Source organism: Massilia sp. Masssp94, assembly GCF_059491305.1.
Genome location: NZ_CP168501.1, coordinates 2,770,118 through 2,796,176, shown reverse-complemented (window position 1 = coordinate 2,796,176; position 26,059 = coordinate 2,770,118). Strand labels below are relative to the sequence as shown.

24 protein-coding genes are annotated in these 26,059 nt (G+C 66.2%); 12 read left to right on the top strand and 12 right to left on the bottom strand.

Going from position 1 to position 26,059, the window contains the following annotated elements; all coding sequences use genetic code 11:
* Positions 1–28 precede the first annotated feature (28 nt).
* Both ACEN9G_RS12380 and ACEN9G_RS12375 read left to right on the top strand, forming a co-directional pair.
* Complete coding sequence (locus tag ACEN9G_RS12380) at positions 29–2,176, top strand: PEP-CTERM sorting domain-containing protein (protein WP_483126681.1); 2,148 nt, start codon at positions 29–31, stop codon at positions 2,174–2,176.
* Between the two features lie 37 nt (positions 2,177–2,213).
* Entirely contained in the window at positions 2,214–3,518 is a 1,305-nt protein-coding gene (locus ACEN9G_RS12375; protein WP_413340918.1) for an MFS family transporter, read from the top strand.
* Here ACEN9G_RS12375 and ACEN9G_RS12370 read toward each other — a convergent pair.
* The 9 genes from ACEN9G_RS12370 to ACEN9G_RS12330 form a co-directional block, all read right to left on the bottom strand.
* Positions 3,511–3,978, bottom strand: a complete 468-nt coding sequence (locus ACEN9G_RS12370; RefSeq protein WP_413340916.1) for a GNAT family N-acetyltransferase — start codon at positions 3,976–3,978, stop codon at positions 3,511–3,513. The two genes, ACEN9G_RS12375 and ACEN9G_RS12370, sit on opposite strands and share 8 nt — an antisense overlap.
* Positions 3,979–3,991: 13 nt before the next feature.
* Positions 3,992–5,002, bottom strand: a complete 1,011-nt coding sequence (locus tag ACEN9G_RS12365; protein WP_413340915.1) for a histone deacetylase family protein — start codon at positions 5,000–5,002, stop codon at positions 3,992–3,994.
* 30 nt (positions 5,003–5,032) lie between these two features.
* Positions 5,033–6,628, bottom strand: coding sequence for a glutamate--cysteine ligase (gene gshA, locus ACEN9G_RS12360; RefSeq protein WP_413340913.1), 1,596 nt, complete (start codon positions 6,626–6,628; stop codon positions 5,033–5,035).
* An 88-nt stretch (positions 6,629–6,716) separates the two neighbouring features.
* Positions 6,717–8,474, bottom strand: a complete 1,758-nt coding sequence (locus ACEN9G_RS12355) for a DUF885 domain-containing protein (protein WP_483126679.1) — start codon at positions 8,472–8,474, stop codon at positions 6,717–6,719.
* A gap of 70 nt (positions 8,475–8,544) precedes the next feature.
* Positions 8,545–9,372: a peptide chain release factor N(5)-glutamine methyltransferase gene (gene prmC / locus ACEN9G_RS12350; protein WP_413340910.1), complete on the bottom strand. Its 828-nt coding sequence runs from the start codon at positions 9,370–9,372 to the stop codon at positions 8,545–8,547.
* Positions 9,372–9,842 (bottom strand): disulfide bond formation protein B, encoded by a 471-nt coding sequence (locus ACEN9G_RS12345; RefSeq protein ID WP_056133985.1) that lies wholly within the window; start codon positions 9,840–9,842, stop codon positions 9,372–9,374. Before ACEN9G_RS12345 ends, prmC begins: the two co-directional genes overlap by 1 nt.
* A gap of 127 nt (positions 9,843–9,969) precedes the next feature.
* The gene (prfA, locus tag ACEN9G_RS12340; RefSeq protein WP_056133989.1) at positions 9,970–11,046 is read right to left on the bottom strand and encodes a peptide chain release factor 1; all 1,077 of its coding nucleotides are present in this window, start codon (positions 11,044–11,046) and stop codon (positions 9,970–9,972) included.
* 74 nt (positions 11,047–11,120) lie between these two features.
* Entirely contained in the window at positions 11,121–12,395 is a 1,275-nt protein-coding gene (gene hemA / locus ACEN9G_RS12335) for a glutamyl-tRNA reductase (protein WP_413341955.1), read from the bottom strand.
* Positions 12,396–12,448: 53 nt separating this feature from the next.
* On the bottom strand, positions 12,449–13,138 hold the full coding sequence (locus tag ACEN9G_RS12330; protein ID WP_056133996.1) for a response regulator transcription factor: 690 nt from the start codon (positions 13,136–13,138) through the stop codon (positions 12,449–12,451).
* A 211-nt stretch (positions 13,139–13,349) separates the two neighbouring features.
* Between ACEN9G_RS12330 and ACEN9G_RS12325 the strand changes: the two genes are divergently transcribed.
* Positions 13,350–13,856 carry a hypothetical protein gene (locus ACEN9G_RS12325; RefSeq protein WP_413341954.1) on the top strand — a complete coding sequence of 169 codons (507 nt, stop codon included), beginning with the start codon at positions 13,350–13,352 and terminating at the stop codon, positions 13,854–13,856.
* A 28-nt stretch (positions 13,857–13,884) separates the two neighbouring features.
* Here the strand turns inward: ACEN9G_RS12325 and minE are convergent, their stop codons facing one another.
* Genes minE through minC form a run of 3 tightly spaced genes read right to left on the bottom strand, consistent with a single transcriptional unit; the run spans position 13,885 to position 15,789 of the window.
* Positions 13,885–14,136, bottom strand: a complete 252-nt coding sequence (gene minE, locus ACEN9G_RS12320) for a cell division topological specificity factor MinE (protein WP_036231293.1) — start codon at positions 14,134–14,136, stop codon at positions 13,885–13,887.
* A gap of 1 nt (position 14,137) precedes the next feature.
* Positions 14,138–14,953 (bottom strand): septum site-determining protein MinD, encoded by an 816-nt coding sequence (minD, locus tag ACEN9G_RS12315; RefSeq protein WP_413341953.1) that lies wholly within the window; start codon positions 14,951–14,953, stop codon positions 14,138–14,140.
* Positions 14,954–15,006: 53 nt separating this feature from the next.
* Positions 15,007–15,789, bottom strand: coding sequence for a septum site-determining protein MinC (gene minC / locus ACEN9G_RS12310; RefSeq protein WP_413341950.1), 783 nt, complete (start codon positions 15,787–15,789; stop codon positions 15,007–15,009).
* A gap of 386 nt (positions 15,790–16,175) precedes the next feature.
* Between minC and ACEN9G_RS12305 the strand changes: the two genes are divergently transcribed.
* The 9 genes from ACEN9G_RS12305 to ACEN9G_RS12265 all read left to right on the top strand — a co-directional run bounded on the left by ACEN9G_RS12305 (position 16,176) and on the right by ACEN9G_RS12265 (position 26,055).
* Positions 16,176–17,354 (top strand): acetyl-CoA C-acetyltransferase, encoded by a 1,179-nt coding sequence (locus ACEN9G_RS12305; RefSeq protein ID WP_413341949.1) that lies wholly within the window; start codon positions 16,176–16,178, stop codon positions 17,352–17,354.
* Positions 17,355–17,432: 78 nt separating this feature from the next.
* Positions 17,433–18,173 carry an acetoacetyl-CoA reductase gene (gene phbB, locus ACEN9G_RS12300; RefSeq protein ID WP_413341947.1) on the top strand — a complete coding sequence of 247 codons (741 nt, stop codon included), beginning with the start codon at positions 17,433–17,435 and terminating at the stop codon, positions 18,171–18,173.
* Between the two features lie 446 nt (positions 18,174–18,619).
* On the top strand, positions 18,620–19,981 hold the full coding sequence (ltrA, locus tag ACEN9G_RS12295; RefSeq protein WP_413345805.1) for a group II intron reverse transcriptase/maturase: 1,362 nt from the start codon (positions 18,620–18,622) through the stop codon (positions 19,979–19,981).
* A 238-nt stretch (positions 19,982–20,219) separates the two neighbouring features.
* Positions 20,220–20,606, top strand: a complete 387-nt coding sequence (locus ACEN9G_RS12290) for a DUF2750 domain-containing protein (RefSeq protein ID WP_413343407.1) — start codon at positions 20,220–20,222, stop codon at positions 20,604–20,606.
* Complete coding sequence (locus ACEN9G_RS12285; RefSeq protein ID WP_413343405.1) at positions 20,603–21,922, top strand: amino acid deaminase; 1,320 nt, start codon at positions 20,603–20,605, stop codon at positions 21,920–21,922. Before ACEN9G_RS12290 ends, ACEN9G_RS12285 begins: the two co-directional genes overlap by 4 nt.
* Positions 21,923–21,973: 51 nt before the next feature.
* Positions 21,974–22,930 carry a prolyl aminopeptidase gene (gene pip / locus ACEN9G_RS12280; protein WP_413343403.1) on the top strand — a complete coding sequence of 319 codons (957 nt, stop codon included), beginning with the start codon at positions 21,974–21,976 and terminating at the stop codon, positions 22,928–22,930.
* Positions 22,931–23,006: 76 nt separating this feature from the next.
* Positions 23,007–23,453 (top strand): DUF2721 domain-containing protein, encoded by a 447-nt coding sequence (locus ACEN9G_RS12275; RefSeq protein ID WP_413343401.1) that lies wholly within the window; start codon positions 23,007–23,009, stop codon positions 23,451–23,453.
* A gap of 21 nt (positions 23,454–23,474) precedes the next feature.
* Positions 23,475–23,930 (top strand): hypothetical protein, encoded by a 456-nt coding sequence (locus tag ACEN9G_RS12270; protein ID WP_413343399.1) that lies wholly within the window; start codon positions 23,475–23,477, stop codon positions 23,928–23,930.
* A 79-nt stretch (positions 23,931–24,009) separates the two neighbouring features.
* Positions 24,010–26,055 carry a 2,4-dienoyl-CoA reductase FMN-binding domain-containing protein gene (locus ACEN9G_RS12265; RefSeq protein ID WP_483126678.1) on the top strand — a complete coding sequence of 682 codons (2,046 nt, stop codon included), beginning with the start codon at positions 24,010–24,012 and terminating at the stop codon, positions 26,053–26,055.
* The last annotated feature ends 4 nt before the right edge of the window (positions 26,056–26,059 follow it).

Sequence of the window (26,059 nt, the reverse complement as noted above, 5' to 3'; positions counted from 1 at the left end):
CACGCCTGAATGTCATCCGGAGCCTGCCATGTCGATACGCCGTTGCCTGTTCGCCCTGTTGTTGCCGTTCTTCGCCAGCGCGCACGCGTGGGCCGATCCGCTCTATACATTTGATTTCCTGCCGGCGGGTTTCGCGCCGTCCGCGCTCAACAACGCCGGCCAGATCGTCGGCACGTCCGGCGGTGCGGCCGCCATCCTGTCCGGCGGGACCGTCACGAGCCTGGGCAGCGTGCTGCCAGACAGCTACGGTCTTGCGATCAATAACCATGGCGACATCGCCGGGTCACGCAATAGCCCGTACAACGGCAGCGCGTTCGCGTATGTGGGCGGCAGCGTGGTACCGGTGGCTGCGAGCCTGCCCGACATGTACGCGTATTCGAACGCGAGAGGCATCAACGACGCCGGCATGGTCGCGGGCAATGCCCAGCCCTACATCGGCGAGGCACAGCGCGGTTTCCTGTATGACAGCGGGGGCGTCCACCTGATCGGCACGTTCGGTGGCGACTGGAGCTATGCCGCGGCCATCAACGCGTCCGGCACGGTGGCCGGCACGGCCACGCTTCCCTCCAGCACGTTCGACCCGGACCGCCACGCCTATCTCTACCAGGGCGGCATGATGCTCGACCTCGGCACGCTGGGCGGCATGCGCAGCGAAGCCTACGACGTCAACGACGCCGGGCTCGCGGTGGGCTGGTCGGAAACGGACGTCGTCCTGGACAACGGCGCGCTGACGCGCCCCTTCGCGTACCGTGACGGACACATGGTCGACCTCGGTTCGCTGGGCGGCGACTGGGGCTATGCGCGGGCGCTGAACAATGCGGGCGTCATCGTCGGCGCGTCGGACCTCATCACGGACGTCGGCTGGGGCTACCACGCCTTCATCTATCTCGACGGGCACATGGTCGACCTGAACACGCTCGTGACGGGCGCGAACGGCTGGGAGATCATCGACGCCACCGACATCAACGACGCGGGCCAGATCCTGGGCCGTGCCTGCCGCCTCGGCACGTGCGCGGACGTGCGCCTGGACCTCGTGTCGGCCGTGCCCGAGCCGGCCACCTGGGCAATGCTGGCCGCCGGGCTCGGCCTGCTGGCCTGGCGCGCGCGCCGGCGCCGCGTGAAGCCGGCGCTGATGCTCGGCGTATCCCTGGCAGTGGCGGCACCGGCCGTGCTGGCCGACCCGCTCTATACCGCGACCTTCCTGCCCGAAAACTTCACGGCCTACGGCATCGGCAACGACGGCAGCGTCGTCGGCAGCGGTATCAATCCCGACAACCAGCAACGCGCCTTCGTGTGGCTGGACGGCACGACGACGTTCCTGCCGACGCTGGGCGGCCAGTCCGCCTGGGCGACCGCCACCAACGGCGGCGCCGTGGTCGGCGCCTCGCTGTCCGGCGACTTTACGCGCGGCTTCATCTACCGCAACGGCGACATCCGGAGCACCGGCACGCTGTATGGCGGCGAGAGCATCGCGTACGGCATCAACGCCGCGGGCCAGGTCGTGGGCGATTCCACGGATGCGTCCGGCAACAGCCGCGCGTTCCTGTACAGCGGCGGCACGCTGACCGACATCGGCACGCTGGGCGGGGCGGATGCGCGGGCGCGGGGCATCAACGGCGCGGGCATGATCGTCGGCGGCTCCCAGCCGGGCCCGGGATTCCCGGACGACGGCGCCCACGCATTCCTGTACCACGACGGCACCATGCAGGACCTCGGCACGCTGGGCGGCGGCTTCAGCTGGGCCGAGGCGGTGAACGATGCCGGCCAGGTGGCGGGCTACAGCCTCATCGGCGCCGCGGCCGTCTGGCATCCGTTCCTGTACAGCGGCGGCGTGATGCACGACCTCGGTTCCTTCGGCGGCGACTTCGGCGAAGCCCACGCCATTAACGCGGCCGGCATGGTGGTCGGTTATTCCAGCTTCGTCGGGGACGGTTTCTCGCACGCGTTCGTGTATGCCGACGGCAGCCTGGTCGACCTGAACAACGTGACGGACGGCCTCGGCATCCAGGTGCTGACGGACGCCGTCGGCATCAACGACGCCGGCCAGATCGTGGCCAACAGCTGCAACGACTTCGGGTATTGCGCGCCAGTCCTGCTCTCGCCCGTGCCGGAGCCGGCAGCGGCATTTTTGCTGCTTGCAGGCATCCCGGTGCTGTTGTGGCGCCGTAAAAATTAAGGAACTGCTATGCTGGGTCCGGACCCGGAGGATAGCAATGACCACGACGGATACAGCGGACCCGCATGCCATCGAACATCTCACATCGCGCCAGCGCGTGTTCGCCATCGTCGGCGCGTCGTCCGGCAACCTGGTGGAGTGGTTCGACTTCTACATCTATTCGTTCTGCGCCCTGTATTTCTCGTCCGCCTTCTTCCCGAAAGGCAATCCGACAACCCAGCTCCTGAACACGGCCGGCATCTTCGCGGCGGGCTTCCTGATGCGCCCGATCGGCGGCTGGCTGTTCGGCCGCATCGCCGACCGCTACGGCCGGCGCAACGCGATGATGATTTCCGTGCTCATGATGTGCGGCGGCTCGCTGATGATCGCCGCGCTGCCGACCTATGCCAGCATCGGCACGGCGGCGCCCATGCTGCTGCTGGTGGCGCGCCTGTTCCAGGGCCTGTCCGTGGGCGGAGAGTATGGCACCAGCGCCACCTACATGAGCGAGGTGGCGGAGCCGGGGCGCAAGGGATTCTTCGCGTCGTTCCAGTACGTGACCCTGATCGGCGGCCAGCTCGCGGCGCTGCTCGTGCTGGGCATCCTGCAACTGCTGCTCACGCATGACGAACTGAAGGCCTGGGGCTGGCGCATCCCGTTCGTCGTCGGTGCCTGCGCCGCCCTCGTGTCGCTGTACCTGCGCCGTTCGCTGCACGAGACCACCACCGCCAGCGAGCGCAAGAGCGAGGCCGCGGGCAGCGTCGCGTCGCTGCTGAAGCACCACCGGCGCGCGTTCGTCACGGTGCTGGGCTTTACGGCGGGCGGCTCGCTGATCTTCTACGCGTTCACGACGTACATGCAGAAATACCTCGTCAACACGGCCGGCATGAGCACGGAGACGGCCAGCCGCATCATGACCGTCTGCCTGCTGGTCTACATGCTGCTGCAGCCGGCGTTCGGCGCGCTGTCCGACCGCATCGGCCGGCGCACGTCGATGATCGCCTTTGGCGCGCTCGCCGCCGTGTTCACGACGCCGATCATGATGGCATTGCGTAACGTCTCGAGCCCGCTGACTGCCGGCGCGCTGATCGTGTGCGCGCTGGCGATCATCAGCCTGTACACGTCGATCGGTGGCCTGATCAAGGCCGAGATGTTCCCCGTCGAAGTGCGCGCGCTGGGCGTGGGCCTGTCGTATGCGGTCGCCAACGCGATCTTCGGCGGCTCGGCGGAATACGTGGCCCTGTGGTTCAAGCAGGCTGGCCACGAGCCGTATTTCTACTGGTACGTGAGCGTCATGTGCGCGCTGGCCTGCCTCGTCGCGATCCGCATGCCGGATCCGACGAAATCCGGCCTGCTCAAATGATGGAAGCGGGGCGCACCATGTCGATGTGCATGATGCCGTCCTCGTCGTACGGCGCGGACACCGTGACGAAGCCGAAGCTCCCATAGAACGCTTCCAGGTGGGCCTGCGCGCCGATGCGGATCGCGTGGCCGGGATGCAGCCGTTGCGCGCACGCGATGCCTTGCGCGACCAGTTCGCGGCCCAGGCCCGTGCCGCGCGTGGACGGGCTGGTGACGACGCGGCCCAGCGACATCTCCTCGTATTTCGCGCCCGGCGCCAGGCAGCGCAGGGTGGCGGCCAGTTCGCGCCTGCCGTCGAGGGTGCGCCAGCCGAGCAGGTGATGCGCGCCCGGATCGAGGCCGTCGATGTCCGGGTACAGGCACGCCTGCTCGAGCACGAACACCTGCTGGCGCAGTGCCAGCATCTCGTACAGTTCGGCCGCCGTCAGGTGGGCGAAACCGCTCCACTGCCATTCGATCATTGTCGTTTCCTTGTCAGGCCGCCGTCTCGAAACCTTCGAGCACGTTGACCACGTTGATGCCGAGTTCGGGCACGACCGAGCCGCCTTCGAACACGAAGACGGTCGGCAGGCCAAGAAAGCCGATGCGCTCGCCGATGCGCAGGAAGTCGCCGCTGGCGAGGCCGAAGTGCGAGCGCGGGTCGCCGCTGAAACCGTCGACGCCCAGCGAGACGACGAGCGCCTGCGGAGAAAAGCCCGCCATCCTGACGCAGGCCGTTTCCAGCGCGAGGAACCACTGCGCTGCCGCCGTTCCGCGCGGCAGCGGCACGTTCAGGTTGAAGCCGAGGCCCGCGCCGGCGCCCGTCTCGTCGGGGTGGCCCGCATAGTACGGGTAGTCCGTGCGCGGGTCGGCGTGGATCGACGCGACCAGCACGTCCTTGCGGCGATAAAAGATGTCCTGCGTGCCGTTGCCGTGGTGGTAGTCGAGGTCGAGGATGGCCACGCGCTGCAGGCCGTCGTCGAGCAGGTGCTGGGCCGCCAGCGCGGCATTGTTCAGGAAGCAGAAGCCGCCGCAGTAGTCGGCGCCGGCGTGATGGCCGGGCGGCCGCGTGAGCGCGAACGTGCTCCGCTCGCCCAGGCGCAGCGCGTGCGCCGCATTGATCGCGCAGTCGGCGCCCGTCTTCGCGGCGGTCCACGTGCCGGCCGTCAGCGGCGTCGTCCCGTCGAACGCGTACAGGCCGAGACGGCCCGTGAAACTGTCCGGTTCGACGTCGCGGCGCATGCCTTGCCCTGGCCACACGGAGGGGACGAGATCGCGCTCGGCGTTGCGCGGGTCGAGTGAAAGCCATTCGTTCCACGCGCTGCGCAGGAAGTGCAGGTAGCGGGGCGTGTGGATGCGTTCCAGCGACGTCAGGGGCACGCCATGCGGGGTGACGATGCGGCCCAGGCCGCGCCGCGTGAACTCGTTCGCCACGACGTCGATGCGCTGGGGCGGTTCCGACGTCGTGGCGTGCTGTGCGTGGTGTTCGTTGAAGAAGGTAAGCAAGGCGGCCCCGGTTCAGCCCGACCTGGCGGGTCAGCTGTTACGGCACAGTGTACTACTGTTATACGCCGCCACGAAGTCGTCGAAGGAGCCGGTATCCGTCGCCTCGATCTGCGCCTGCTCGGCCAGCGATGCCCGCGCCATCTCGTCGAACAGGCCCGTCTCGGCCGGCATCAGCGGTTCGGTACGGAACGCCTCGGCGTGCAGTTCGCTCTGGCGCAGGCCGAACTGCGCGAACGAGCCGAGCGTGCGCACTTCCTGCAGCACGCGCGCGGACGGGGTCTTTTCCGGATCCGCGACCTTGGCCTTCTGCGCGTTCAGCGCGTCCATGTGCGCGCCCTTGTAATTGTGCTCGTGGTCCAGCAGTTCCGCGATGGGGCGGATGCGTTCCAGCAGCTCTTCCGCCCAATCCTTCAGCAGCACTTCGTGGTCGTTGCGTGTGAGCGTGAGGCCCGGACGGCGGCCTTCCTTTACGGTGCGCGCGAAGTTGCGCGCGTGGACCTGGCCTTCCATCGCGTTGATCAGGGGGCTTTCCTCGAGGGCGCAGAACAGCAGGAAGGCGTCCAGGAAGCGGCCCGTCTCCAGTGCGATGCCGACCGGCTCGAACGGATCGACGTCCAGGCAGCGCACCTCGATGTATTGCACGCCGCGGGCGCACAGCGCCTGCACCGGGCGCTCGCCCGTGCGGATCACGCGCTTCGGACGGATCGTCGAATAGTATTCGTTCTCGATCTGCAGGATGTTGGTCGACAGCTGGACCCACTCGCCATCCTTCTTCGTGCCGATCTCCGCGTAGGGCGGATACGGACGCTTGACGGCGTCCATCAGCGAGGTGACGTAGCTTTCCAGGCTGTTCTCGTGCGGGCGCAGGCCGGATTGCGCGTCGTTCTGGTAACCCAGGTCGCTCATGCGCAGGCTCGTCGCGTACGGCAGGAACAAGGTGTCGTCCGACAGCGTCTCGAGATTGTGTTCGCGGCCGCGCAGGAAGCCCTTCGACAGGGTCGGCGAGGCGCCGAACAGGTACATCAGCAGCCAGCTGTAGCGGCGGAAGTTGCGGATGGTCGAGATATAGCTTTCGGACTGGAAGTCGCGCAGCGCGTTGCGGCGTTCTTCCGTGATGCCCTCGTGCTCCGCCAGCAGCTGCCACAGTTCTTCCGGCAGCGAATAGTTGTAGTGGATGCCCGCGATGCATTGCATGGCCTTGCCGTAGCGCAGGGCCAGGCCGCGGCGGTACACGTGCTTGAGCATGCCGATGTTCGACTTGCCGTACCAGGCGATCTCGATGTCTTCCTCGGCCGGCAGCTCGCACGGCATCGACTGGCTCCACAGCAGTTCGCCGTCCAGCTTGGAATAGGCGTAGCGGTGGATCGCGTCCAGGCGGTGCAGGGCCAGGCCGATGTCGTGTTCGGCCGGCGTGATGAATTCGAGCAGCGCTTCCGCGTAATCCGTCGTGATCTGCGGATGGGTCAGGGCCGAGCCGAGTTTTACCGGATGCGCAGTCCTTGCCAGGTGGCCCTGGCCGTCGACGCGCAGCGTCTCGCGCTCGATGCCGCGCAGGCCTTGCAGGAGCAGGCCGCGGCGGGCATCGTCGTCCAGCAGGGCCAGGCGGCGGGTCAGTTGGTTCGACACGAGGATTCCTTTCTTATACTGCCATGAGACGCAGAGAGTAACCGAAATCGGCCAACCGCGCCGGTCAGCCCTCAATATGACATTTTAGTTAATTAACCAGGTCAGGTTCCGGGACATTCTGCGCCGCGATCCAGCGGTCGATGCGCTTCTCCAGCACGTCCAGCGGCACGGCGCCGTTGTCCAGCACGGCGTCGTGGAAGGCGCGGACGTCGAAGCGCGGGCCCAGCGCCGCCTGCGCCCGCGCGCGCAGCGCGGCGATGCGCAGCTGGCCGATTTTATACGCCAGCGCCTGGCCCGGCTGGGCGATCATGCGGTCGACTTCGACCTCGTTGTCGGACGGCGGATTGGCCGTGTTCGCGTTCAGCCAGTCGACGGCCTGCTGGCGCGGCCAGCCCAGCGCGTGGATGCCCGTGTCGACGACGAGCCGCGCGGCGCGCAGCTGCTCGTCGGCCAGGCGGCCGAATTGCGAGAACGGATCGCGCATCAGGCCCAGTACCGGCCCCAGGCCCTCGGCATACAGCGCCCAGCCCTCGCCGAACGCGGGATACCAGGCGTGGCGGCGGAATGCCGGCAGGCCGTCGATGGCGTGGGCGCGCGCGACCTGCAGGTGGTGGCCGGGGATGCCCTCGTGCAGGGCGAGCGTCTCGACTTCCCATAGCGGCCGCGTGTCCAGGCGGCTCGTGTTGACGGCGAGGGCCGCGACCCGGTCCAGCGTACCCGCTTCGTAATACGCGCCGCCCTGCGTGTCGGCCCCCGCCTGCTGCACCGGTTTGACGGCCAGTTCTTCCTGCGGGATCGTGCCGAACTGCGTGGATAACTGGGCCTGGACGCGCGCGATGGTGCGGCGGTAGCGGTCCAGCAGCGCGTCGGCACTGGTCGGGAACAGGCGCGGATCGCTGCGCACGAACGCGACGAATTGCGGATAACTCCCCTTGAAGCCCGTGCGCGCGGCCGTCGCTTCCATCTCGGCGCGCAGGCGTGCCACTTCCTTGATACCCAGCGTGTGGATCTCGGCCGGCGCCAGCGTGGTGGTGGTCGCCGTCTTCACGAGATACGCGTACCACGCCGCGCCGCCGGGCAGGCCGGATGCGCCGATGGTCGTGCGCGCGGCCGGCAGGTAGTCGGTGCGCACGAAGTCTTCCAGCTTTTGCAACGCGCCCGCCGCCGTGCGCAGGGCGGCCGCGCCGTCCGCCGCGAGTTGCACGCGCGTCTCCTCGGCGATGGTCGCGGGCAGGCGCTGGAACGGCGCGCCGAGGGCGCCATCCTGCACGTGCTCGCGCATGGCCCGCAACTGCGCGGGCAGGCCGGTCATGATGGCCTTCGGTGCCGTCCAGCCGGTGCGCATCCCCTCGCGCATCTGCTCGATGATGCCGTCGACGTGGCGCGGCAGGGCATTCAGGCGCGCGATGTAGTTGCGGTAGTCGTCCTCCGTCACGAACGGCATCTGCGCGATCAGTTGCGGGAAGCGGATCTGCAGGCCGTCCTGCGCGCTGACCGGCTGCGGGTCGAACCCGACGAATGCGGCGCGCGCGAGGATGCGTTCCTGGTCGCCCGTGAACAGGTCCCAGGAGAGGCGGTCCTGGCCGGCCAGCTGCGCGCGGTCGATCTGGCGCGCGAGGTCGAGCATGCGGCGCGCGTGCTCGATGGTGGCCGTCTGTTCCGCGAGCGAGGTGTCGGCCAGCAGCGCGTCGTAGCGGTGGTCGCCGACGCTCGTGGCGAATTCGGGCCGGTGCTTGAGGCGCCATTGCCAGTCGCGCTCGAACAGTGCTTGCGCCGGATCGGCGGCATCCGCCGCGAACGCAACGAGGGGGCCCAGCAGGATGAGGGTCGCGAACAGTCGACGCATCGTGTTGGCTTCCGGGTGGTGGACCCGAAATTGTAACAAACGGGGCGTCCGGAGCGCGCCGGGGAGACGTTCAGCCGAACCGGCCGCCGCTCACGCGCTCGATCCCGGCCAGGTCCCGCCAGCTCTGCACGTCCGTGAAACCGGCGTCCGCCAGCAGCGCGCGCACGGCGGCGGCCTGGTCATAGCCGTGCTCGAGCAGCAGCCAGCCGCCCGGCGCGAGGTGGCGCGGGCTGCCCTGGATGATGATGCGCAGCGCCGACAGGCCGTCGGCATGGTCCGTCAGCGCGCCGACCGGCTCGAAACGCAAATCGCCCTGGACCAGGTGCTCGTCGCCGGCCGCGATATAGGGCGGGTTGGAGGCGATGACGTCGAAGGTTTCCACGGCGGCGAGCGCGTCGAACCAGCTGCTCTCGAGGAACCGCACGCGCGCGCCGTTGGCGGCCGCATTCGCCTGGGCGACGGCCAATGCGTCCGGGCTGACGTCCAGCGCGGTGACGTCGGCATCCGGCCGTGTGTGCGCGACGGCGACGGCGATCGCGCCGCTTCCGGTCCCCATGTCGAGCAGGCGCGCTGCGTTGTCCGGCAGGCGCTCGAGTGACAGGTCGACGATCAGTTCCGTGTCCGGGCGGGGAATCAGCACGGCGGGGCCGACCCGAAACGCCAGGCCGAAGAATTCGCGCCGGCCGACGATGTAGGCGATCGGTTCGCCGCGCAGCCGGCGCGCCACGAGATCGTCCAGGCGGGACGCCTCGTCCGGCGTGAGGACGCGGTCGCCCTGCGTGATCAACTGGACGCGCGACAGACCCGTCGCCTCGCACAGGAGGATGCGGTTTTCCAGCGGGTCGAGCGGCAGGCCTGCCTGCACGGCCGCGATGGTGGCGCCGGGCTGGATCGTCATCAGCGCGCGCGCCGCACCAGCACCCAGACGAGGGCCAGCGTGAGGATCGTGAACCACACGGCAGACCACTGCGGCACGTTCAGGCCGAACACGGTCTCCTGCGCCGCTTCGCACAGGCCGTCCGCCCGGAACAGGCCGGGCAGCAGGGTCGCGGTCGGGATCTTGTTGAGCGTCGTCTGCATCGGATCGATGCCGCACGAAAAGCCCGGATGGGCCAGCACGTACAGATGCTTGCCGACATAGCCGAGGCCGCCCAGCGCGCACAGCAGTGCAAGCCCGGCGCCGGCCTTGATCTTGTTGGCGAAGGCCCCGATCAGGCTGAAGATCGCGATGCCGAGGTACAGGTAGCGCTGGATCACGCACAGCGGGCAGGGCAGCAGGCCCTTCACGTGCTGGAGATACAGGGCCGCGCCGATCAGGGCGATGCTGACGGCGGCGATGGCGAGCAGGAGATTGCGGGACGAGGACATGGGCTTCCTGGTTGAAGTCGAAAAGGATATTTTCAGTCTAGCAACTTATACCGGTCTTAACACCGGGGTCAGAGCCCGATTTTTGGAAATTTCCCAAAAACGGGCTCTGACCCCGGTTTGTTGTTGATCAATCCCCCAGCGCCGCCAGTTGTTCGGCCTGGTGCTCGGCCGACAGGGCGTTCGTCAGTTCGGCCAGGTCGCCGTCCATGATCATGTCCAGTTTATAGAGCGTCAGGTTGATGCGGTGGTCGGTCAGGCGGCCCTGCGGGAAGTTGTAGGTGCGGATACGCTCGCTGCGGTCGCCCGAGCCGATCAGGCTTTTACGGGTTGCCGCTTCCTTGCTCTGCTGCTCGCGCAATTGCACGTCCTTGATGCGCGCGGCGAGGACTTTCATTGCCTGCGCCTTGTTCTTGTGCTGGCTGCGGTCGTCCTGGCATTCGACGACGATGCCGGTCGGCAGGTGCGTCAGGCGGACGGCGGAATCCGTCTTGTTGATGTGCTGGCCGCCGGCGCCCGAAGCGCGGTAGGTGTCGATGCGCAGGTCGGCCGGATTGATCTGCACGTCCTCCACTTCGTCCGCCTCCGGCATCACGGCGACGGTGCAGGCGGAGGTGTGGATGCGGCCCTGCGTCTCCGTCGCCGGTACGCGCTGCACGCGGTGGCCGCCGGACTCGAATTTCAGTTTCGAGTAGGCGCCCTGGCCGACGATGCGCACGATGACTTCGCGGTAGCCGCCCAGGTCGGACGGCGATTCCGACACCATCTCCACCTGCCAGCGGTTGCGCTCCGCGTAGCGCGTGTACATGCGCAGCAGGTCGCCCGCGAACAGCGCGGATTCGTCGCCGCCCGTGCCGGCGCGGATCTCGAGGAAGATGTTGCGCTCGTCGTTCTCGTCCTTCGGCAGCAGCATCTTCTGCAACTCGAGGTCCAGTTCCGCCATGCGCGCCTTCGCCGCGTCGATCTCGTCCTGCGCGAATTCCTTCATGTCCGGGTCGGCGAGCATCTCCTGCGCGGCGTCGATGTCGGCCTGCGCGGTCTGGTACTGGCGATAGACGGCCACCAGCGGACTCAGTTCGGCGTGTTCGCGGTTCAGCTTGCGGAAGCTGTCCATGTTCGCGGTGGCGCCTTCGGACATCAGGAGTTCGTCCAGTTCGACGAGGCGGTTGGCCAGTTGGTCCAGCTTGGCCAGCATGGATGGTTTCATAGGGCTCTTATGGGGAATGACAGCGGACAAGCCGCGGGAAGCGGCACGCGGGTACGACGAAGGAGTGCGGGCCGCTAACGGCGGCCGCGGAACAGCTGGGGCAGCAAACTCGCGAGGCGGGCGCGTTCGTCGCCCTGGGCGCGGTGCAGGGCCTGTTGCGGGCCGTGCAGGAATTTCGCGGTGAGGCCCTTCGACAGGGCGTCGAGCACCGTCTCGATGTCTTCGCCCCTGGCGAGCAGCTTGCGCGCCCGTTCCAGTTCGGCCAGGCGCATCGCTTCGCTCGATTCGTGCATGTCGCGGATGACGGGCACCACGGCGCGGTCGCCGATCCAGTGCATGAACGACTGCACGCGCGTCTCGATGATGGCCTCGGCCTGCGCGACGGCCGCCTGGCGGCTTTCGACGCCGGTGCGCACCACCTCGGCCAGGTCGTCGACCGTGTACAGGAACACGTCGTTCAGGCGGCCCACTTCCGGTTCGATGTCGCGCGGGACGGCCAGGTCGACCATGAACATCGGCCGGTGCCGGCGCGCTTTAATTGCGCGTTCGACGAGGCCCTTGCCGATCAGCGGCAAGGTGGAGCCGGTGGAGGCGATGACGACGTCGAACTGCGCCAGGCGTTCAGAGAGGTCGGCGAGGCCGATCGCGCTGCCGTTGAAGCGCGCGGCCAGCGCCTCGCCGCGTGACAGCGTGCGGTTGGCGATCGTGATCGACTTCGGATTGTGGGCGGCGAAGTGCGTGGCGCACAGCTCGATCATCTCGCCGGCGCCGATGAACAGCACGTTCTGCTCGCTGACGCGATCGAAGATGCGTTCCGACAGGCGCACGGCGGCGGCGGCCATCGACACGCTGTGCGCGCCGATCTCGGTCGTCGATCGCACTTCCTTCGCGACGGCGAAGCTGCGCTGGAACAGCTGGTGCAGATAAGTACCGAGGCCGCCCGCTTCGTCGGCGACGCGCACGGCATCCTTCATCTGGCCGAGGATCTGGGCCTCGCCCAGCACCATCGAATCGAGGCCGGAGGCGACGCGGAACGCGTGGCGCACGGCGTCGTGCTGCGGCAGCATGTACAAATGCGGGCGCAGGTCGGCGAAATTCAGGTCGTGGTAATCCGCGAGAAAGCGCGCGGACGCGTCGAGCGGGTCGGGTGCGCAGCTGGCGGCGTACATCTCGGTGCGGTTGCACGTGGAGAGCAGCGCCGCTTCGTCTTCGCCGCGAGTATTGAACTTCGAGAACCAGCCGCGCGCCGCCTGCACCGCATCGCCCAGCTGCTCAGGCGCCAGCGCCAGTTGCTCGCGCAGCGAGACCGGTGCTGTAGTGTGATTGAGGCCGACGGCGAGCAGTTGCATGGGTGATCAAAAATTGGGCAGCGCGCCCATTATACCCCTACAGCGTCAGGGTTTCACGCGCCCAGCTTTTCCAGCCTGTAGCCGTAGCTATAGACCGGCACGAGGCGAAAACCGTTTTCCGGACGCAGGCGCAGTTTGTTGCGGACGCGCGAAACGTGGGTGTCCATCGTACGCGACGGGACGGCCGTTTCGCGCACCCAGATCGATTCGTGGATGTACGCACGCGACAGCGGACGGCCCAGGTTGCGGAAAAACAGCAGCGCCAGGTTGAATTCCTTGTGCGTGACGTCGATCTGTTCGCCGTCCATCATCAGGCGGCCCGGGCGGGTCTCGAACACGTACGGACCGAACTGTAACTGTTCGGCACCATTCTGCGACGGGTACGCCCGGCGCAGCAGGGCCTGCGTGCGTGCCACCAGCTCGCCGCGGCGCAGCGGCTTGACGAGGTAGTCGTCGGCACCGGCCGTGACGCCGGCCACGATGTCGTCTTCGGCCGAGCTGCCGGCCAGGAACATCGTCGGGGTATTCGGCGCCAGTTTTTCCTTGGCGCGGCGCAGGAGTTCCGCCGCCGGGACGTCGGTCACTTGCCAGTCGACGATCAGCAGGTCGGTGCTGTCCTTGCGGAGTTGCCCCAGCAATTCTTTACCACTGTCGAAGGCTTGACAGCTGTGCCCAGCTCCGTTCAGAACTTGGCAGATGAGTTCTGCCTGGGTCGTGTCGTTGTCCAGTACGGATATTCTCATGATTTTCAGGCTGTCTCGGCTTGTGGGACTGAAGGACATCACTGTAGGAACATTCCTACAATGTCACTAAATATATCAGACTTTTAAAACGCAAAGCTACTGATGCCTCAGATAAATTCACATTTTCGTTGGGAAATTGCGTCATAGTTGTGTCAGGCCGTAGACAAACTCCCGGTTACACTGACGTCAACATTGTGGTTGAGGAGCTAACATGTTCAAGAAGAAGAGTCAGGGCGACGAATTGGCCCTGTTGCCGGTCTCCAGCGAGGACATCGAACGCGTGCGCGAACGCTGCCGCGGCCTCGTGCGCAAGCGCGCGGCCATTTCGGCAGGCGTATCCGTGATCCCGGTGCCGGGCGTGGACATCGTTGCGGACCTGTCCAGCTTTGCCGTCATGGTGGAAGAGATCAACCGGGCGTTCGGCCTGTCGCCGGAGCAGATCGACCGGCTGCAGCCGCGCATGCGCATCGCCACTTACCAGGCCGTGGCGGCCATCGGCAGTACGCTCGTGGGCAAGATCGTGACGAAGGAGCTGGTGCTGAAGCTGTTGCAGAAGTCGGGCGCCAAGCTGGCGGCCAAGTCGGCGGCGAAGATCGTGCCGCTGGCGGGGCAGGTCGCGTCGGCCGCGATCGGCTTTGCGTTATTCAGGCAGATGGGCTACCAGCACATCGATGCCTGCACGCGCGTCGTGCGCGAGGTGGCCGCCGCGCCGGCGTGATCACCCCGGCGCGGCAGAAAGAACGGGGTCAGGCGTCCGGCAGGACGACGTTGACGTCGAGCACTTCCAGGTTGCCCTGGCGGTCGAGGGAAATCTTGATGTCCTCGGCGTTGACCTTGGTGTACTTGGAGATCACTTCGATCAGCTCGCGGTGCAGGGCGGGGAGGAAATCCGGGCCGCCGCGGCCGCTGCGTTCGCGCGCGATGATGATCTGCAGCCTTTCCTTGGCCGCCGTCGCGCTTTTCTGATTCTTGGGGAACAGGAATGAGAGCAGAGGCATATCACTTCGCTCCGAACAGGCGCTGCAGGAAGCCCGGCTTTTCGTAACTGGTGAAGCGCAGCGGGATGTCTTCGCCCAGGAAGCGGGACACGACGTCCTGGTAGGCCTGGGCCACGTCCGTCTCCTTGAAGTGGATGGCCGGGTTGCCCTGGTTCGACGCGTGCAGCACGGCTTCCGATTCCGGAATGATGCCGAGCAGGGGGATGCGCAGGATTTCCTGCACGTCCTCGTACGACAGCATTTCGTCGTTTTCCACGCGGCGCGGCGAGTAGCGGGTGATCAAGAGGTGTTCCTTGACCGGTTCGCCGCCGCTCTGGGCGCGGCGCGACTTGGCTTGCAGGATGCCGAGGATGCGGTCGGAGTCGCGCACGGACGAGACTTCCGGATTGGTGACGATCAGCGCTTCGTCGGCGAACGTCAGTGCCATCAGGGCGCCGTGCTCGATGCCGGCCGGCGAGTCGCAGATGATGAATTCGAAGTCCATCTTGACCAGCTCGTTCAGCACGTTTTCCACGCCTTCTTCCGACAGCGCGTCCTTGTCGCGCGTCTGCGAAGCCGGCAGGATGAACAGGTTGTCGCAGTGCTTGTCCTTGATCAGGGCCTGGGTCAGGCTCGCTTCGCCGTTGATGACGTTGATCAGGTCGTACACGACGCGGCGTTCGCAACCCATGATCAGGTCGAGATTGCGCAGGCCGACGTCGAAATCGATGACGACGGTCTTGTGCCCGCGCAGTGCGAGGCCGGTCGAGAAGCTTGCGCTCGAGGTGGTCTTGCCCACACCACCCTTACCGGACGTTACAACGATAATTCTTGCCATGAAAAAATTGTGTCCTTTTCAGTATCTGGTCAGTGCTGGTACAGGGGCGCGCTTTAATTGCGGGTCGCCGAACCCAGCGATGATATATCGATTCGGTCGCCGACCAAACGGATTTGTGCCGGCTGGCGTGCGACCTCCGCCGGGAAACCTTCGTCGAACGTCCGGTAAACGCCCGCGATCGACACCAGTTCTGGCTGTAACTGCAGCGCGAAGATGCGCGCGCCCGCATTGCCCGACGCCCCCGCCAGCGCGCGGCCGTGCAGCGGCGCGTACACGTGAATGCTGCCGTCGGCGATGAGCTCCGCGCCATTGTTCACGACGGCGGTCACGATCAGGTCGGTGCCGCGCGCGTAGATGCGCTGGCCGGCACGGACCGGCGTGTCGACGATCATTGCGTGCACCGGTGCCGCAGGGGCCGGCGCGGGCGATGGTGCGGGTTCGGCTGTGGGCTCTGCCGTGTCGACCGGTGCCGCGGGCACCTCCCGTTCGCGGCCGGCGCTCGTCTGCAAGCCGCTGGTGCCGTCGTCCAGGAACAGGTCGTGGGCGCGGATCACGTCGTGCAGCGCGGCCGGCGCGCCGCGCACGGCGACGGCGTTCAGGCGGTACTTCTTGAGCAGCGCGACCAGCGCCTCCCAATCGAGGTGCGCGGCGTCGTCGGCGATGCCGGCGACGTCGATGACGGCAAATTCATCCTCGAAAAAATCCGACACACCCCCGGTCATCTGCTTCAGCGCGGCATCGATCGCGATCGGATCGGCCGAGTGCAGGATGGTCGAAATGGCCACGACCGTGGAGATCTTGATTTCGATGGGCAGGGAGCTCGAGCTTTTGGGCATAAATCAATGTGGTTGGCTTAGCCCGTGCATTCTACTGTGAAATTTCACTCAACGGAAAAGGGTTTTGGGCGAGTTTGGATGACTGGAAACTCCTGTTTCCTGAACAAAAATAATGTCTGAGAAAGATGCTCAGCCTTAAGCAAAATCAATAAAAAGGCTGTTTTTTCCGATGAATAAGCTGATAAGATTGATTTTGCTTAAACAAGATTTAAGCGAGGTCACTAATATTGTTGGCTTTCTGTCCAAGCTTGAGCGGAGATTGTGATTCCTCAAGCGCGCGTTGTGCTGGTGTTCGAATTCTTCCAGGCCTGGGCAGAAAAAGGCCGACAGCAGGGCTGTCCACTCATTGAACCCCGGCCGCTGGGGCCGGGATACCGGAGATTGATATGGAAGATGTCGTAATCGTGGCCGCAGGCCGTACTGCAATCGGCAAGTTCGGTGGCACGCTCTCAAAAATTCCGGCTGCCGAGCTAGGCGCCCAGGTCATCAAGCACCTGCTGACGAAGACCGGCATCGATCCGGCCGCGGTCAGCGAAGTCATCATGGGCCAGGTCCTGACGGCCGGCGTCGGCCAGAACCCGGCGCGCCAGGCGGTCATCAAGAGCGGCCTGCCGGACAAGGTCCCGGCGTTCACCCTGAACATGGTATGCGGCTCCGGCCTGCGCGCCACCCACCTGGCGGCCCAGGCCATCAAGTGCGGCGACGCCTCGATCGTGATCGCCGGCGGCCAGGAAAACATGAGCGCCTCGCCGCACGTGCTGAACGGTTCGCGCGACGGCTTCCGCATGGGCGATGCCAAGCTGACCGACACGATGATCGTCGACGGCCTGTGGGATGTCTACAACCAGTACCACATGGGCGTGACGGCCGAGAACGTCGCGCGCAAGTACGAAATCTCGCGCCAGGAACAGGACGAATTCGCGTTGCAGTCGCAGCTGAAGGCGGAAGCCGCGCAAAAGGCCGGCAAGTTCAAGGACGAGATCATCCCGATCGAGATCGCCTCCAAGAAGGGCACCACCGTGTTCGATACCGACGAGTATCCGAAGCACGGCGCCACGCTGGAAGGCCTGGCCAGCCTGCGTCCGGCCTTCAACAAGGAGGGCACCGTCACCGCCGGCAACGCATCCGGCCTGAACGACGGCGCCGCCGCCGTGATCATGATGTCGGCCTCGAAAGCGAAGGAACTGGGCCTGACCCCGATCGCCCGCATCAAGGGGTATTCGTCGGCCGGCCTGGACCCGGCCATCATGGGCATGGGCCCCGTCGACGCCGCCCGCCAGGCGCTGGAAAAGGCCGGCTGGAAGCACGAAGAAGTCGACCTGATGGAAATCAACGAAGCCTTCGCCGCCCAGGCCGTCGCCGTCAACAAGCAGATGGGCTGGGACACGTCGAAGATCAACGTCAACGGCGGCGCGATCGCGCTGGGCCACCCGATCGGCGCCTCGGGCGCGCGCGTGCTGGTGAGCCTGCTGCACGAAATGGTCCGCCGCGACGCCAAGAAGGGCCTCGCTGCCCTGTGCATCGGCGGTGGCATGGGCGTTGCCCTGGCAGTCGAGCGCGATTAAACACCCGCACGGCGCTACCGCTGGGGCGCCGTGCCGGTATCCGTAGTTAACAAGTGTGTGCAAAACTAGGAGAAGACAATGGCTAGAGTGGCATTAGTGACCGGCGGCATGGGCGGCCTGGGTGAAGCGATCTGTATCAAGCTGGCGGCGCTCGGCTACAAGGTCGTGACGACGTACTCGCCGGGCAGCAAGAAAGCGGAAGGCTGGCTTGCTGCAATGCGCGAACAGGGCCATGACTTCAAGGCGTATGAATGCGACGTGTCCGATTACGACTCCGCCCAGGCCTGCGTGGCCAAGGTCGTGCAGGAAGTCGGCCCCGTCGACGTGCTGGTCAACAACGCCGGTATCACGCGCGACATGACCTTCAAGAAGATGGACAAGGTCAACTGGGATGCGGTCATGAAGACCAACCTGGATTCCGTGTTCAACATGACCAAGCCCGTCGCCGACGGCATGGTCGAGCGCGGCTGGGGCCGCGTCATCAACATCTCGTCCGTCAATGGCCAGAAGGGCGCGTTCGGCCAGACCAACTACTCGGCGGCCAAGGCCGGCATCCACGGGTTCACGAAGGCCCTGGCGCTGGAAGTGGCGCGCAAGGGCGTCACCGTGAACACCATCTCGCCGGGCTACATCGGCACCAAGATGGTCACCGACATCCCGGCCGAAGTGCTGGAATCGAAGATCCTGCCGCAGATCCCGATGGGCCGCCTGGGCAAGCCGGAAGAAGTGGCTGGCCTGGTCGCGTACCTGTCGTCGGACGAAGCCGCCTTCGTCACCGGCGCTAACATCGCCATCAACGGCGGCCAGCACATGCAGTAAGCGGCCGCGCTTGCGACGCATCGACACCGCCTCCGGGCGGTGTTTTTTTTGGTGCGCCCAGCATGGGCGCACTCTTGTGGGTGGAAGTCCCGCCGCGAGCTGACCACAGCGAGCGAAGCGAAGCGCAACTGCACGAGGGCGACCGACTGTGGGGAGGAAGCGTGGAGCGAAACTGCGAGCCGATGAACAAGAATCGGATACAAGGCGCTGCCGAGCAGGGCGAGCGGGCCAAAAACCGCGAAGCTCTTGTGGTCAAGGCGAAGCGGCGTAGATCCGGCGGTTGTGCAGGGAAGGAGTGCGTTCTTACCTGGGGAGATCTCGCCTCACGCCTGAAAGGGCGACGAAAAAAAAAATCGGAGCGAGAAGTCAGCAGAGGCCGTAGTAGCTGAGTTTTTTTTTTTTTTCAGCGAAGGGCCGAACGAGTAGGAGTGTCCAACAACGTGTCGATGAACTGTGTACGGCATCAGATGCCCGCAAAAGCGGGGCGGGTCGCGGCAAGGCGGGGTGAAGCCCCGTCCCAAGCGTCCAGCGATGAAACACGGCTCCCGCGACAGGGACTGGAAGGCACAGGGCGAGACTTGCTCACGCAAGCGCTCGCGAGGGAGAACATGCAACGCGCGTGGAAACGCGTGAAGGCGAACAAGGGAGCCGCAGGCGCCGACGGTCTGGACATTGCCCAAACCGGACAACGCCTGAAGCACGCTTGGCCCACCATCAGGCAGCAACTGATGGAAGGCACGTACCGGCCCATGCCGGTACGGCGCGTCGGCATACCGAAGCCGGACGGGAGCGAGCGTGAACTGGGGATACCCACCGTGACCGACCGTTTGATTCAGCAGGCGCTGTTGCAGGTGCTGCAACCCCTGATCGATCCCACTTTTAGTGAACACAGCCACGGGTTCCGGCCCGGCCGTCGTGCGCGAGATGCCGTGCTTGCAGCACAGTGGTACGTGCAGCAGGGCTACCGCACCGTGGTCGACGTCGATCTGTCGAAGTTCTTCGATCGAGTCAACCACGACATTCTGATCGACCGTCTAGGGAAACGCGTGAAGGACGCCGGAATCATCCGGCTAGTGCGCGCCTACCTGAACGCGGGCATCATGAATGGCGGCGTGGTGCTCGAGCGGGGAGAAGGGACGCCGCAAGGCGGTCCGCTTTCTCCGCTACTGGCCAATGTGCTTCTCGACGAGGTGGATCGTGAGCTGGAGCGACGGGGACACCGCTTCGCCCGCTATGCCGATGACTGCAACGTGTACGTGCGCAGCCAGAAGGCAGGCGAGCGGGTGATGGCTCTGCTCAAGCGTCAATATGACAAGCTGCACTTGAAGATCAACGAATCGAAAAGTGCGGTAAGCCAGGCGTTTGGCCGCAAATTTCTCGGCTACGAGCTTTATATGACCGGAAAAGGCGAGGTAAAACGTGCGGTGTCGAAGAAGGCGCAGGAGGCGTTTCGGCAAAAGATCAGAGAACTCACCCGCCGGTCCGGCGGACGCAGCATCATGCAGGTGATTGAAAGCCTGCGCTCTTATGTGCTGGGATGGAAAGGCTACTTCGGTCTGGCGCAAACCCCAAAGGTCCTAAACAGGCTGGATGAATGGATGCGGCACCGGATGCGAGCACTTCACCTCAAGCACTGGAAGCGAGGGACGACGATCTACCGTGAACTGCTGAAGCTAGGGGCAAAACCGAACGTTGCACTGCTGGTGGCAAGAAACAGCCGTCGCTGGTGGCATAACAGCAAGTTTGCCTTGAACAATGCGCTAACGATTGCCTACTTCGACCGTCTTGGCATGCCACGCCTCACCTAACCTCAACTACTCGAACCGCCCGGTGCGGACCCGCACGCCGGGTGGTGTGGCAGGGGACCGGCCAGACAACTGGCCGCCCCTATGCCGATCTGCGTCTAAACACCGGGGTCAGAGCCCGATTTTGGGCAATTTCCAAAAAACGGGCTCTGACCCCGGTGTTGGCCTGCGCGCCGCGGTGGAGGGCAGATGTCGTATGCTCGTCCCGACGGCCGCCGCCGGGCGCGCGTGGGATAATTGAATGATCGATGCTGAACAAGTGAAGGCCGTGGTGCGCCTGCCGGCGCCGCAGCGCTATGAATATTTCGTCAAGCGGGTCGCCGCGTCGGGCACCGTGTGGGGCCTGTACCGCAACGGCTGGGCGCTCGCGAACAAGGACGACGGCACGCTCGTGTTCGCGATGTGGCCGGACGAGGAATTCGCCCGGCTGTGCGCGGAATTCGAATGGGAAGGCTATGAACCCCAGGCCTTTTCGCTGGACGAGCTGCTATCCGAGCTGCTGCCCCAGCTGCAGCAGGATGGCCTCTTGCCCGGCATCTTCCGCACGCCCGGTTCGAAGGGCGTGATGCCGACGCCGGGCCTGCTGCGCGTCGATCTCGAGGACGAGTTGCGAAGGGAAACACCATGAACGCATTGCCGCACGGCGCGCTGGCCTTGTCCAGTCTCGAAGAACAGATGCTGCAGCCCGGTGTGAAGGGCTTGCCGTTGACGGCGCCGCTGCGCCAGGGCGCGATCGGCGTGCAGGGCTGGAACGTGCTGCATGGCGACACGAGTTTTCCCGTCGCGGTACTGAAAACGTCTGCGCTGCGCCACAACCTCGAATGGATGCGCGATTTCTGCGAGCGCCACGGCGTGCGCATCGCCCCGCACGGCAAGACGACGATGTGCCCGCAGCTGTTCGGCGCCCAGCTCGCGAATGGCGCCTGGGGCATCACCTTGGCGAACGCCGTGCAGGTGCGGGTCGCGCACCGCTTCGGCGTGCGCCGTGTGCTGGTCGCGAACCAGCTCGTCGCGCGCAGCGACGTGCGCATGGTGCTGCAGCTGCTGCACGAGGATCCCGGCTTCGAATGCGTCGTGCTGGCCGATTCGCTCGCGGGCGCGGCGCGCCTGGCCGAGGAAGTCGAAAATCACCCGCTCACGCGACCCTTGTCCGTGCTCGTCGAACTGGGCCTGTCCGGCAAGCGCGCCGGCTGCCGCACGCCCGAGGAAGCGCTGACGGTGGCGCGGGCCATCGAGCGCGCGCCGGGTCTCGTGCTGGCCGGCTTCGAAGGCTATGAAGGCTTGCTGGTATCGGACGACCACGATGCCGACCTGCGGGCCGTCTCGAGCTTCGTCGCGCGCCTGTGTGCGCTCGTGCGCGAGGCCGATGACGAAGGCCTGTTCGGCACGCGCGAGATCCTCGTGACGGCGGGCGGCTCGTCGTACTTCGACCTCGTCGCGCGCGGCTTCCAGGAGCTGCACGGCCTGTCGCTGCCGCTCGTGCCCGTGCTGCGCAGCGGCTGCTACCTGACGAGCGACCACGGCATGTACCAGCGCCACATCGCCGCACTCGACGCGCGCGAAGGCGTCGAGCCGGAAGCGGGCCTGCGGCCGGCGCTGGAGATCTGGAGCGTCGTGCAGTCGCGCCCCGAACCGGGCCTCGCGATCCTCACGATGGGCAAGCGCGACGCGTCGCACGATGCCGGCCTGCCGGTGCCGCTGTGGCACCACCGGCCCGGTCCCGGCGCCGCGCACGCGCTGCCGGACGGCTGCGAGATCGTCAAGATGAACGACCAGCACGCGTACCTGCGCCTGCCGGAAGGCCCCGTGCGCGACATGCTCGCGGTGGGGGACCTGGTCGGCTGCGGCATCTCGCATCCGTGCACGACGTTCGACCGCTGGCCGCTGCTGCTGGCCGTGGACGACGACTACGCGGTACGCTTCGCGCTCAACACTTTCTTCTAGAATGGCCGGGCGGTAGGCTACAATCGGTTGTCGTTTTTTCGCTGACCGATCATGCCCGCCACCCCGCCGTCGCTGTTCCCGCCCATCCTCCCGCACCGTCATGGCATGCTGGCCGTGGACGACCTGCACACGATCTATTGGGAAGAAGTGGGCAACCCGAACGGCATTCCCGTCGTGTTCCTGCACGGCGGTCCGGGCGCGGGCCTGTCGCCGCAGCACCGCCGCTTCTTCGACCCGAGCACCTACCGCGTGATCCTGTTCGACCAGCGCGGCGCCGGCAAGTCGACGCCGCTGGGCGAGTGGCGCAACAACACGACGCAGCTGCTCATCGAGGACATCGAACGCCTGCGCGCCATGTTCGGCATCGAGCGCTGGCTCGTGTTCGGCGGCTCGTGGGGCTCGACCCTGGCGCTGGCCTACGGGCAGGCGCACCCGGAGCGCTGCCTCGGCTTCGTCCTGCGCGGGATTTTCCTGTGCACGCCGGCCGAGATCGAATTCTTCCTGTACGGCGTGCAGTGGTTCTATCCGGAGCTGTACGACGAATTCATCGCACCGATTCCCGTCGAGGAACGGGGCGATTTGCTGAAGGCGTACACGAAGCGCCTGCTGTGCGACGATCCGCAGCAGTACTGGCCCGCCGCGCGCGCGTGGAGCCGCTTCGAGGGCCGCCGCGTGTTCCTGCTGCCGCAGGAAGAAGAGCACGCGTCCGACACGCTCGACCTGGGCGTGGGCCGGCTCGAATCGCACTACATGGCGCACGGCGGCTTCCTCGAGCCCGACCAGCTGCTGCGCGACGTCGGCCGTATCTCCCACCTGCCGGCCGTGATCGTGCAGGGGCGCTACGACGTGATCTGCCCGCCGCTGTCCGCGTACCGCCTGCACCAGGCCTGGGCCGGGTCGCGCCTGCGCATGATCCCGGACGCCGGCCACGGCGCGCTGGAAGCGGGCATCGCCCGCGCCCTCGTCGCCGCCACGGAACAGTTCAAGCGACACGGCCGTTTCGATTGAAACGGCGTCGATTTGGACCGAGGCCGCCGCCTGCTACACTGTCCCCAGCTTCTTACAATAACGACAAGCTACCCGCATGAATATCCAGACCAACGACATCGGCCATGTCATCCAGCTGTCGATCGCGCCCGTGTTCCTGCTGACCGGCGTGGCGACCAAGCTGACGGTACTGATGAACCGCCTCGCGCGCATCATCGACCGTACCCGCGACCTCAAGATCGAACTGAGCAAGGGGCCGGATCCGGATTGCAGCGAGGAGCTCGACGTGTTGTACCAGCGCTGGCGGCTGATCAATTATGCGATCACGGCCAGCACCGGCTGCGGCTTCCTGATCTGCGTGATCATCGCCTGCCTGTTCCTCGGCGATACCACCAATCTGCCGCTCGACCGCTACATCGCCGGCATGTTCGTGGTGGCCATGGTCGCCCTGATTGCCAGCTTCATTTTCCTGCTGCGCGAAGTGTCCGTCTCGTTCCGCTACATGCGCATCCACCGCCACGACGTTCCGGTCGGGCCGGACTAGTTTTTACGAATCGAGACCATCATGAACGACTATCAACGTCCCCCCACCCTGCATCGCTACGGCCTGCGCGCCGAGCTGGAACTGGCGCTGTCCACCGGCCAGTTCAAGCTCCAGCCCGAGAACGGCTTCCTGACCCTGTCGCTTTCCACGGCGTGGAACCGGAGCCTGTTCGACGTCCTCGGCCCGGCCGACAGCTGCCTCGTCATCCACAACACGGAAGAATTCGGCGAGCGCCTGCACCGCGCCGTCCAGCGCACGTTGCCCAACTGGGCCGGCATCGACGGCCCCGTCGAATACGGCATCCGCTCGCGCCTGGGCTCGGCCTTTTCCCGCCCGATTTCCGACGCGCGCGAAAAGGAGTGGAAGTTCGCGTGGCGCTCCCTGGCGCCGCATACCAGCCTGAACCCTGTCAGCGTGCGCATCGGCAGCATCGAGCAGTTCGCGGAACTGCGCACGCCGGAGAGTTATCCGGCCTGACGTTCGCGCGTGTCGCGATTAGAACCACGGCTCGACGAAATCCCGGTGTAATGCCGGGATCATCACTCACGTCGTGCCCATGACCGCCTCGCTCCCCGACACCGCTTATCCCCACCTGCTGTCTCCCCTCGACCTCGGCTTCACGACGCTGAAGAACCGCGTGATCATGGGGTCGATGCACACGGGGCTCGAAGACCGTTTCTGGAACTACGGGAAACTGGCCGCGTTCTACCGCGAGCGTGCGCGCGGCGGCGCGGGCCTGATCGTCACCGGCGGCATCTCGCCGAACCGCCAGGGCTGGCTGCTGCCGTTCGGCGGCACGCTGAACTTCCGCGCCGACGTCCTGAATCACCGCCGCGTCACGCGCGCCGTGCACGAAGAGGGCGGCAAGATCCTGCTGCAGATCCTGCATGCGGGCCGCTACGGCTACCAGCCGCTCGTCGTCTCCGCCTCGAACGTCAAGTCGCCGATTTCCCCGTTCCGCCCGCGCGCGCTGACGGCACGCGGCATCGAGTCGACCATCGCGGCCTATGTCCGCTGCGCGACACTTGCCAGACGCGCCGGCTACGACGGCGTCGAGGTGATGGGCAGCGAGGGCTACCTGATCAACCAGTTCCTGTGCGCGCGCACGAACCGCCGCACGGACGCGTGGGGCGGCAGCATCGAGAACCGCATGCGCCTGCCGGTGGAGATCGTGCGCCGCATCCGCGCGGCCGTCGGGCGCGAGTTCATCGTGATGGTGCGTCACTCCGTGCTGGACCTCGTCGACGGCGGCAACACGTGGGACGAAGTCGTACAGGTGGCGCAGGCACTGGAGGACGCCGGCACCACGATCCTCAACACGGGCTACGGCTGGCACGAGGCACGCATCCCGACCATCGTCACGTCGGTGCCGCGCGCTGCCTTTGCGTCGGTTGCGGCGCGGCTGCGGGATGCCGTCAGGATTCCTGTCGTCGCGTCGAACCGCATCAACATGCCGGCCGACGCGGAGCAGCTGCTGGCCGAGGGCAGCGCGGACATGGTGTCGATGGCGCGGCCGTTCCTGGCCGATCCCGATTGGGTGAACAAGGCCGCGGCGGGCCACGCGGACCGCATCAACACGTGCATCGCCTGCAACCAGGCGTGCCTGGACCACACGTTCGTCAACAAGCGCGCGACCTGTCTCGTGAACCCGCGCGCATGCCACGAGACGGAACTGGTGTACACGCCGACACGCCAGCGCAAGCGCATCGCCGTCGTCGGCGCCGGGCCGGCGGGATTGTCCGCCGCGACGGTGGCGGCGCAGCGCGGCCATGCCGTCACGCTGTTCGATGCGCTTGAGCGGATCGGCGGCCAGTTCAACATCGCCATGCGCATCCCCGGCAAGGAAGAATTCGCGGAAACCATCCGCTATTTCGGCCGCCAGCTGGCGCTGACGGGCGTGGAACTGCGGCTCGGCCAGCGCGTCACGCGCGAGGAACTCGTCGCGGCCGGCTACGACGACGTGATCGTGGCGACCGGTGTCACGATGCGCCGTCCCCGCATCGAGGGCATAGCGCATCCGAAGGTGCTGTCCTACCTGGACGTGCTGCGCGACCGCGCGCCCGTCGGCCCGCGCGTGGCGATCATCGGCGCCGGCGGCATCGGCTTCGACACGGCGGAGTTCCTGGTCCACGACGCCAACGCGCCGCGCCCGCAACCCGTCGCGGACTGGGCCGGCGAATGGGGCGTCGACCTGGCCGTGGCCGCGCCGGGCGGCCTCGTGAAGCCGCATGGCGTGACGCCCGCGCGCAGCATCTGGCTCCTGCAGCGCAAGTCGACGCGTCCGGGCGCGGGCCTGGGCAAGACGTCGGGCTGGGTGCACCGCGCCACGCTGGCACGCAACGGTGTCGCGATGCTGGCGGGCGTGCAGTACGACCGCATCGACGACGCGGGCCTGCACATCACCGTGGGCGGGCAGGCGAAATTGCTGGAAGTGGACAATGTGGTGATCTGCGCCGGGCAGGAAAGCCTGGCGGAACTGATGCCGCCGGAAGGGCTGCAGGGCGGGCCCGCATTCCACAAGATCGGCGGCGCGGCATTGGCGGCCGAACTGGATGCGAAGCGGGCGATCCGCGAAGGCGCGGAGCTGGCGGCGCGTTTATAAGACG

Coding starts and splice junctions, on each gene's coding strand:
- ACEN9G_RS12380 (WP_483126681.1), top strand. CDS start 29: ATGTCGATACGCCGTTGCCTGTTCGCCCTGTTGTTGCCGTTCTTCGCC.
- ACEN9G_RS12375 (WP_413340918.1), top strand. CDS start 2,214: ATGACCACGACGGATACAGCGGACCCGCATGCCATCGAACATCTCACA.
- ACEN9G_RS12370 (WP_413340916.1), bottom strand. CDS start 3,978: ATGATCGAATGGCAGTGGAGCGGTTTCGCCCACCTGACGGCGGCCGAA.
- ACEN9G_RS12355 (WP_483126679.1), bottom strand. CDS start 8,474: ATGCGTCGACTGTTCGCGACCCTCATCCTGCTGGGCCCCCTCGTTGCG.
- prmC (WP_413340910.1), bottom strand. CDS start 9,372: ATGACGATCCAGCCCGGCGCCACCATCGCGGCCGTGCAGGCAGGCCTG.
- ACEN9G_RS12345 (WP_056133985.1), bottom strand. CDS start 9,842: ATGTCCTCGTCCCGCAATCTCCTGCTCGCCATCGCCGCCGTCAGCATC.
- prfA (WP_056133989.1), bottom strand. CDS start 11,046: ATGAAACCATCCATGCTGGCCAAGCTGGACCAACTGGCCAACCGCCTC.
- hemA (WP_413341955.1), bottom strand. CDS start 12,395: ATGCAACTGCTCGCCGTCGGCCTCAATCACACTACAGCACCGGTCTCG.
- ACEN9G_RS12330 (WP_056133996.1), bottom strand. CDS start 13,138: ATGAGAATATCCGTACTGGACAACGACACGACCCAGGCAGAACTCATC.
- ACEN9G_RS12325 (WP_413341954.1), top strand. CDS start 13,350: ATGTTCAAGAAGAAGAGTCAGGGCGACGAATTGGCCCTGTTGCCGGTC.
- minE (WP_036231293.1), bottom strand. CDS start 14,136: ATGCCTCTGCTCTCATTCCTGTTCCCCAAGAATCAGAAAAGCGCGACG.
- minD (WP_413341953.1), bottom strand. CDS start 14,953: ATGGCAAGAATTATCGTTGTAACGTCCGGTAAGGGTGGTGTGGGCAAG.
- minC (WP_413341950.1), bottom strand. CDS start 15,789: ATGCCCAAAAGCTCGAGCTCCCTGCCCATCGAAATCAAGATCTCCACG.
- ACEN9G_RS12305 (WP_413341949.1), top strand. CDS start 16,176: ATGGAAGATGTCGTAATCGTGGCCGCAGGCCGTACTGCAATCGGCAAG.
- phbB (WP_413341947.1), top strand. CDS start 17,433: ATGGCTAGAGTGGCATTAGTGACCGGCGGCATGGGCGGCCTGGGTGAA.
- ltrA (WP_413345805.1), top strand. CDS start 18,620: ATGAACTGTGTACGGCATCAGATGCCCGCAAAAGCGGGGCGGGTCGCG.
- ACEN9G_RS12290 (WP_413343407.1), top strand. CDS start 20,220: ATGATCGATGCTGAACAAGTGAAGGCCGTGGTGCGCCTGCCGGCGCCG.
- ACEN9G_RS12285 (WP_413343405.1), top strand. CDS start 20,603: ATGAACGCATTGCCGCACGGCGCGCTGGCCTTGTCCAGTCTCGAAGAA.
- pip (WP_413343403.1), top strand. CDS start 21,974: ATGCCCGCCACCCCGCCGTCGCTGTTCCCGCCCATCCTCCCGCACCGT.
- ACEN9G_RS12275 (WP_413343401.1), top strand. CDS start 23,007: ATGAATATCCAGACCAACGACATCGGCCATGTCATCCAGCTGTCGATC.
- ACEN9G_RS12270 (WP_413343399.1), top strand. CDS start 23,475: ATGAACGACTATCAACGTCCCCCCACCCTGCATCGCTACGGCCTGCGC.
- ACEN9G_RS12265 (WP_483126678.1), top strand. CDS start 24,010: ATGACCGCCTCGCTCCCCGACACCGCTTATCCCCACCTGCTGTCTCCC.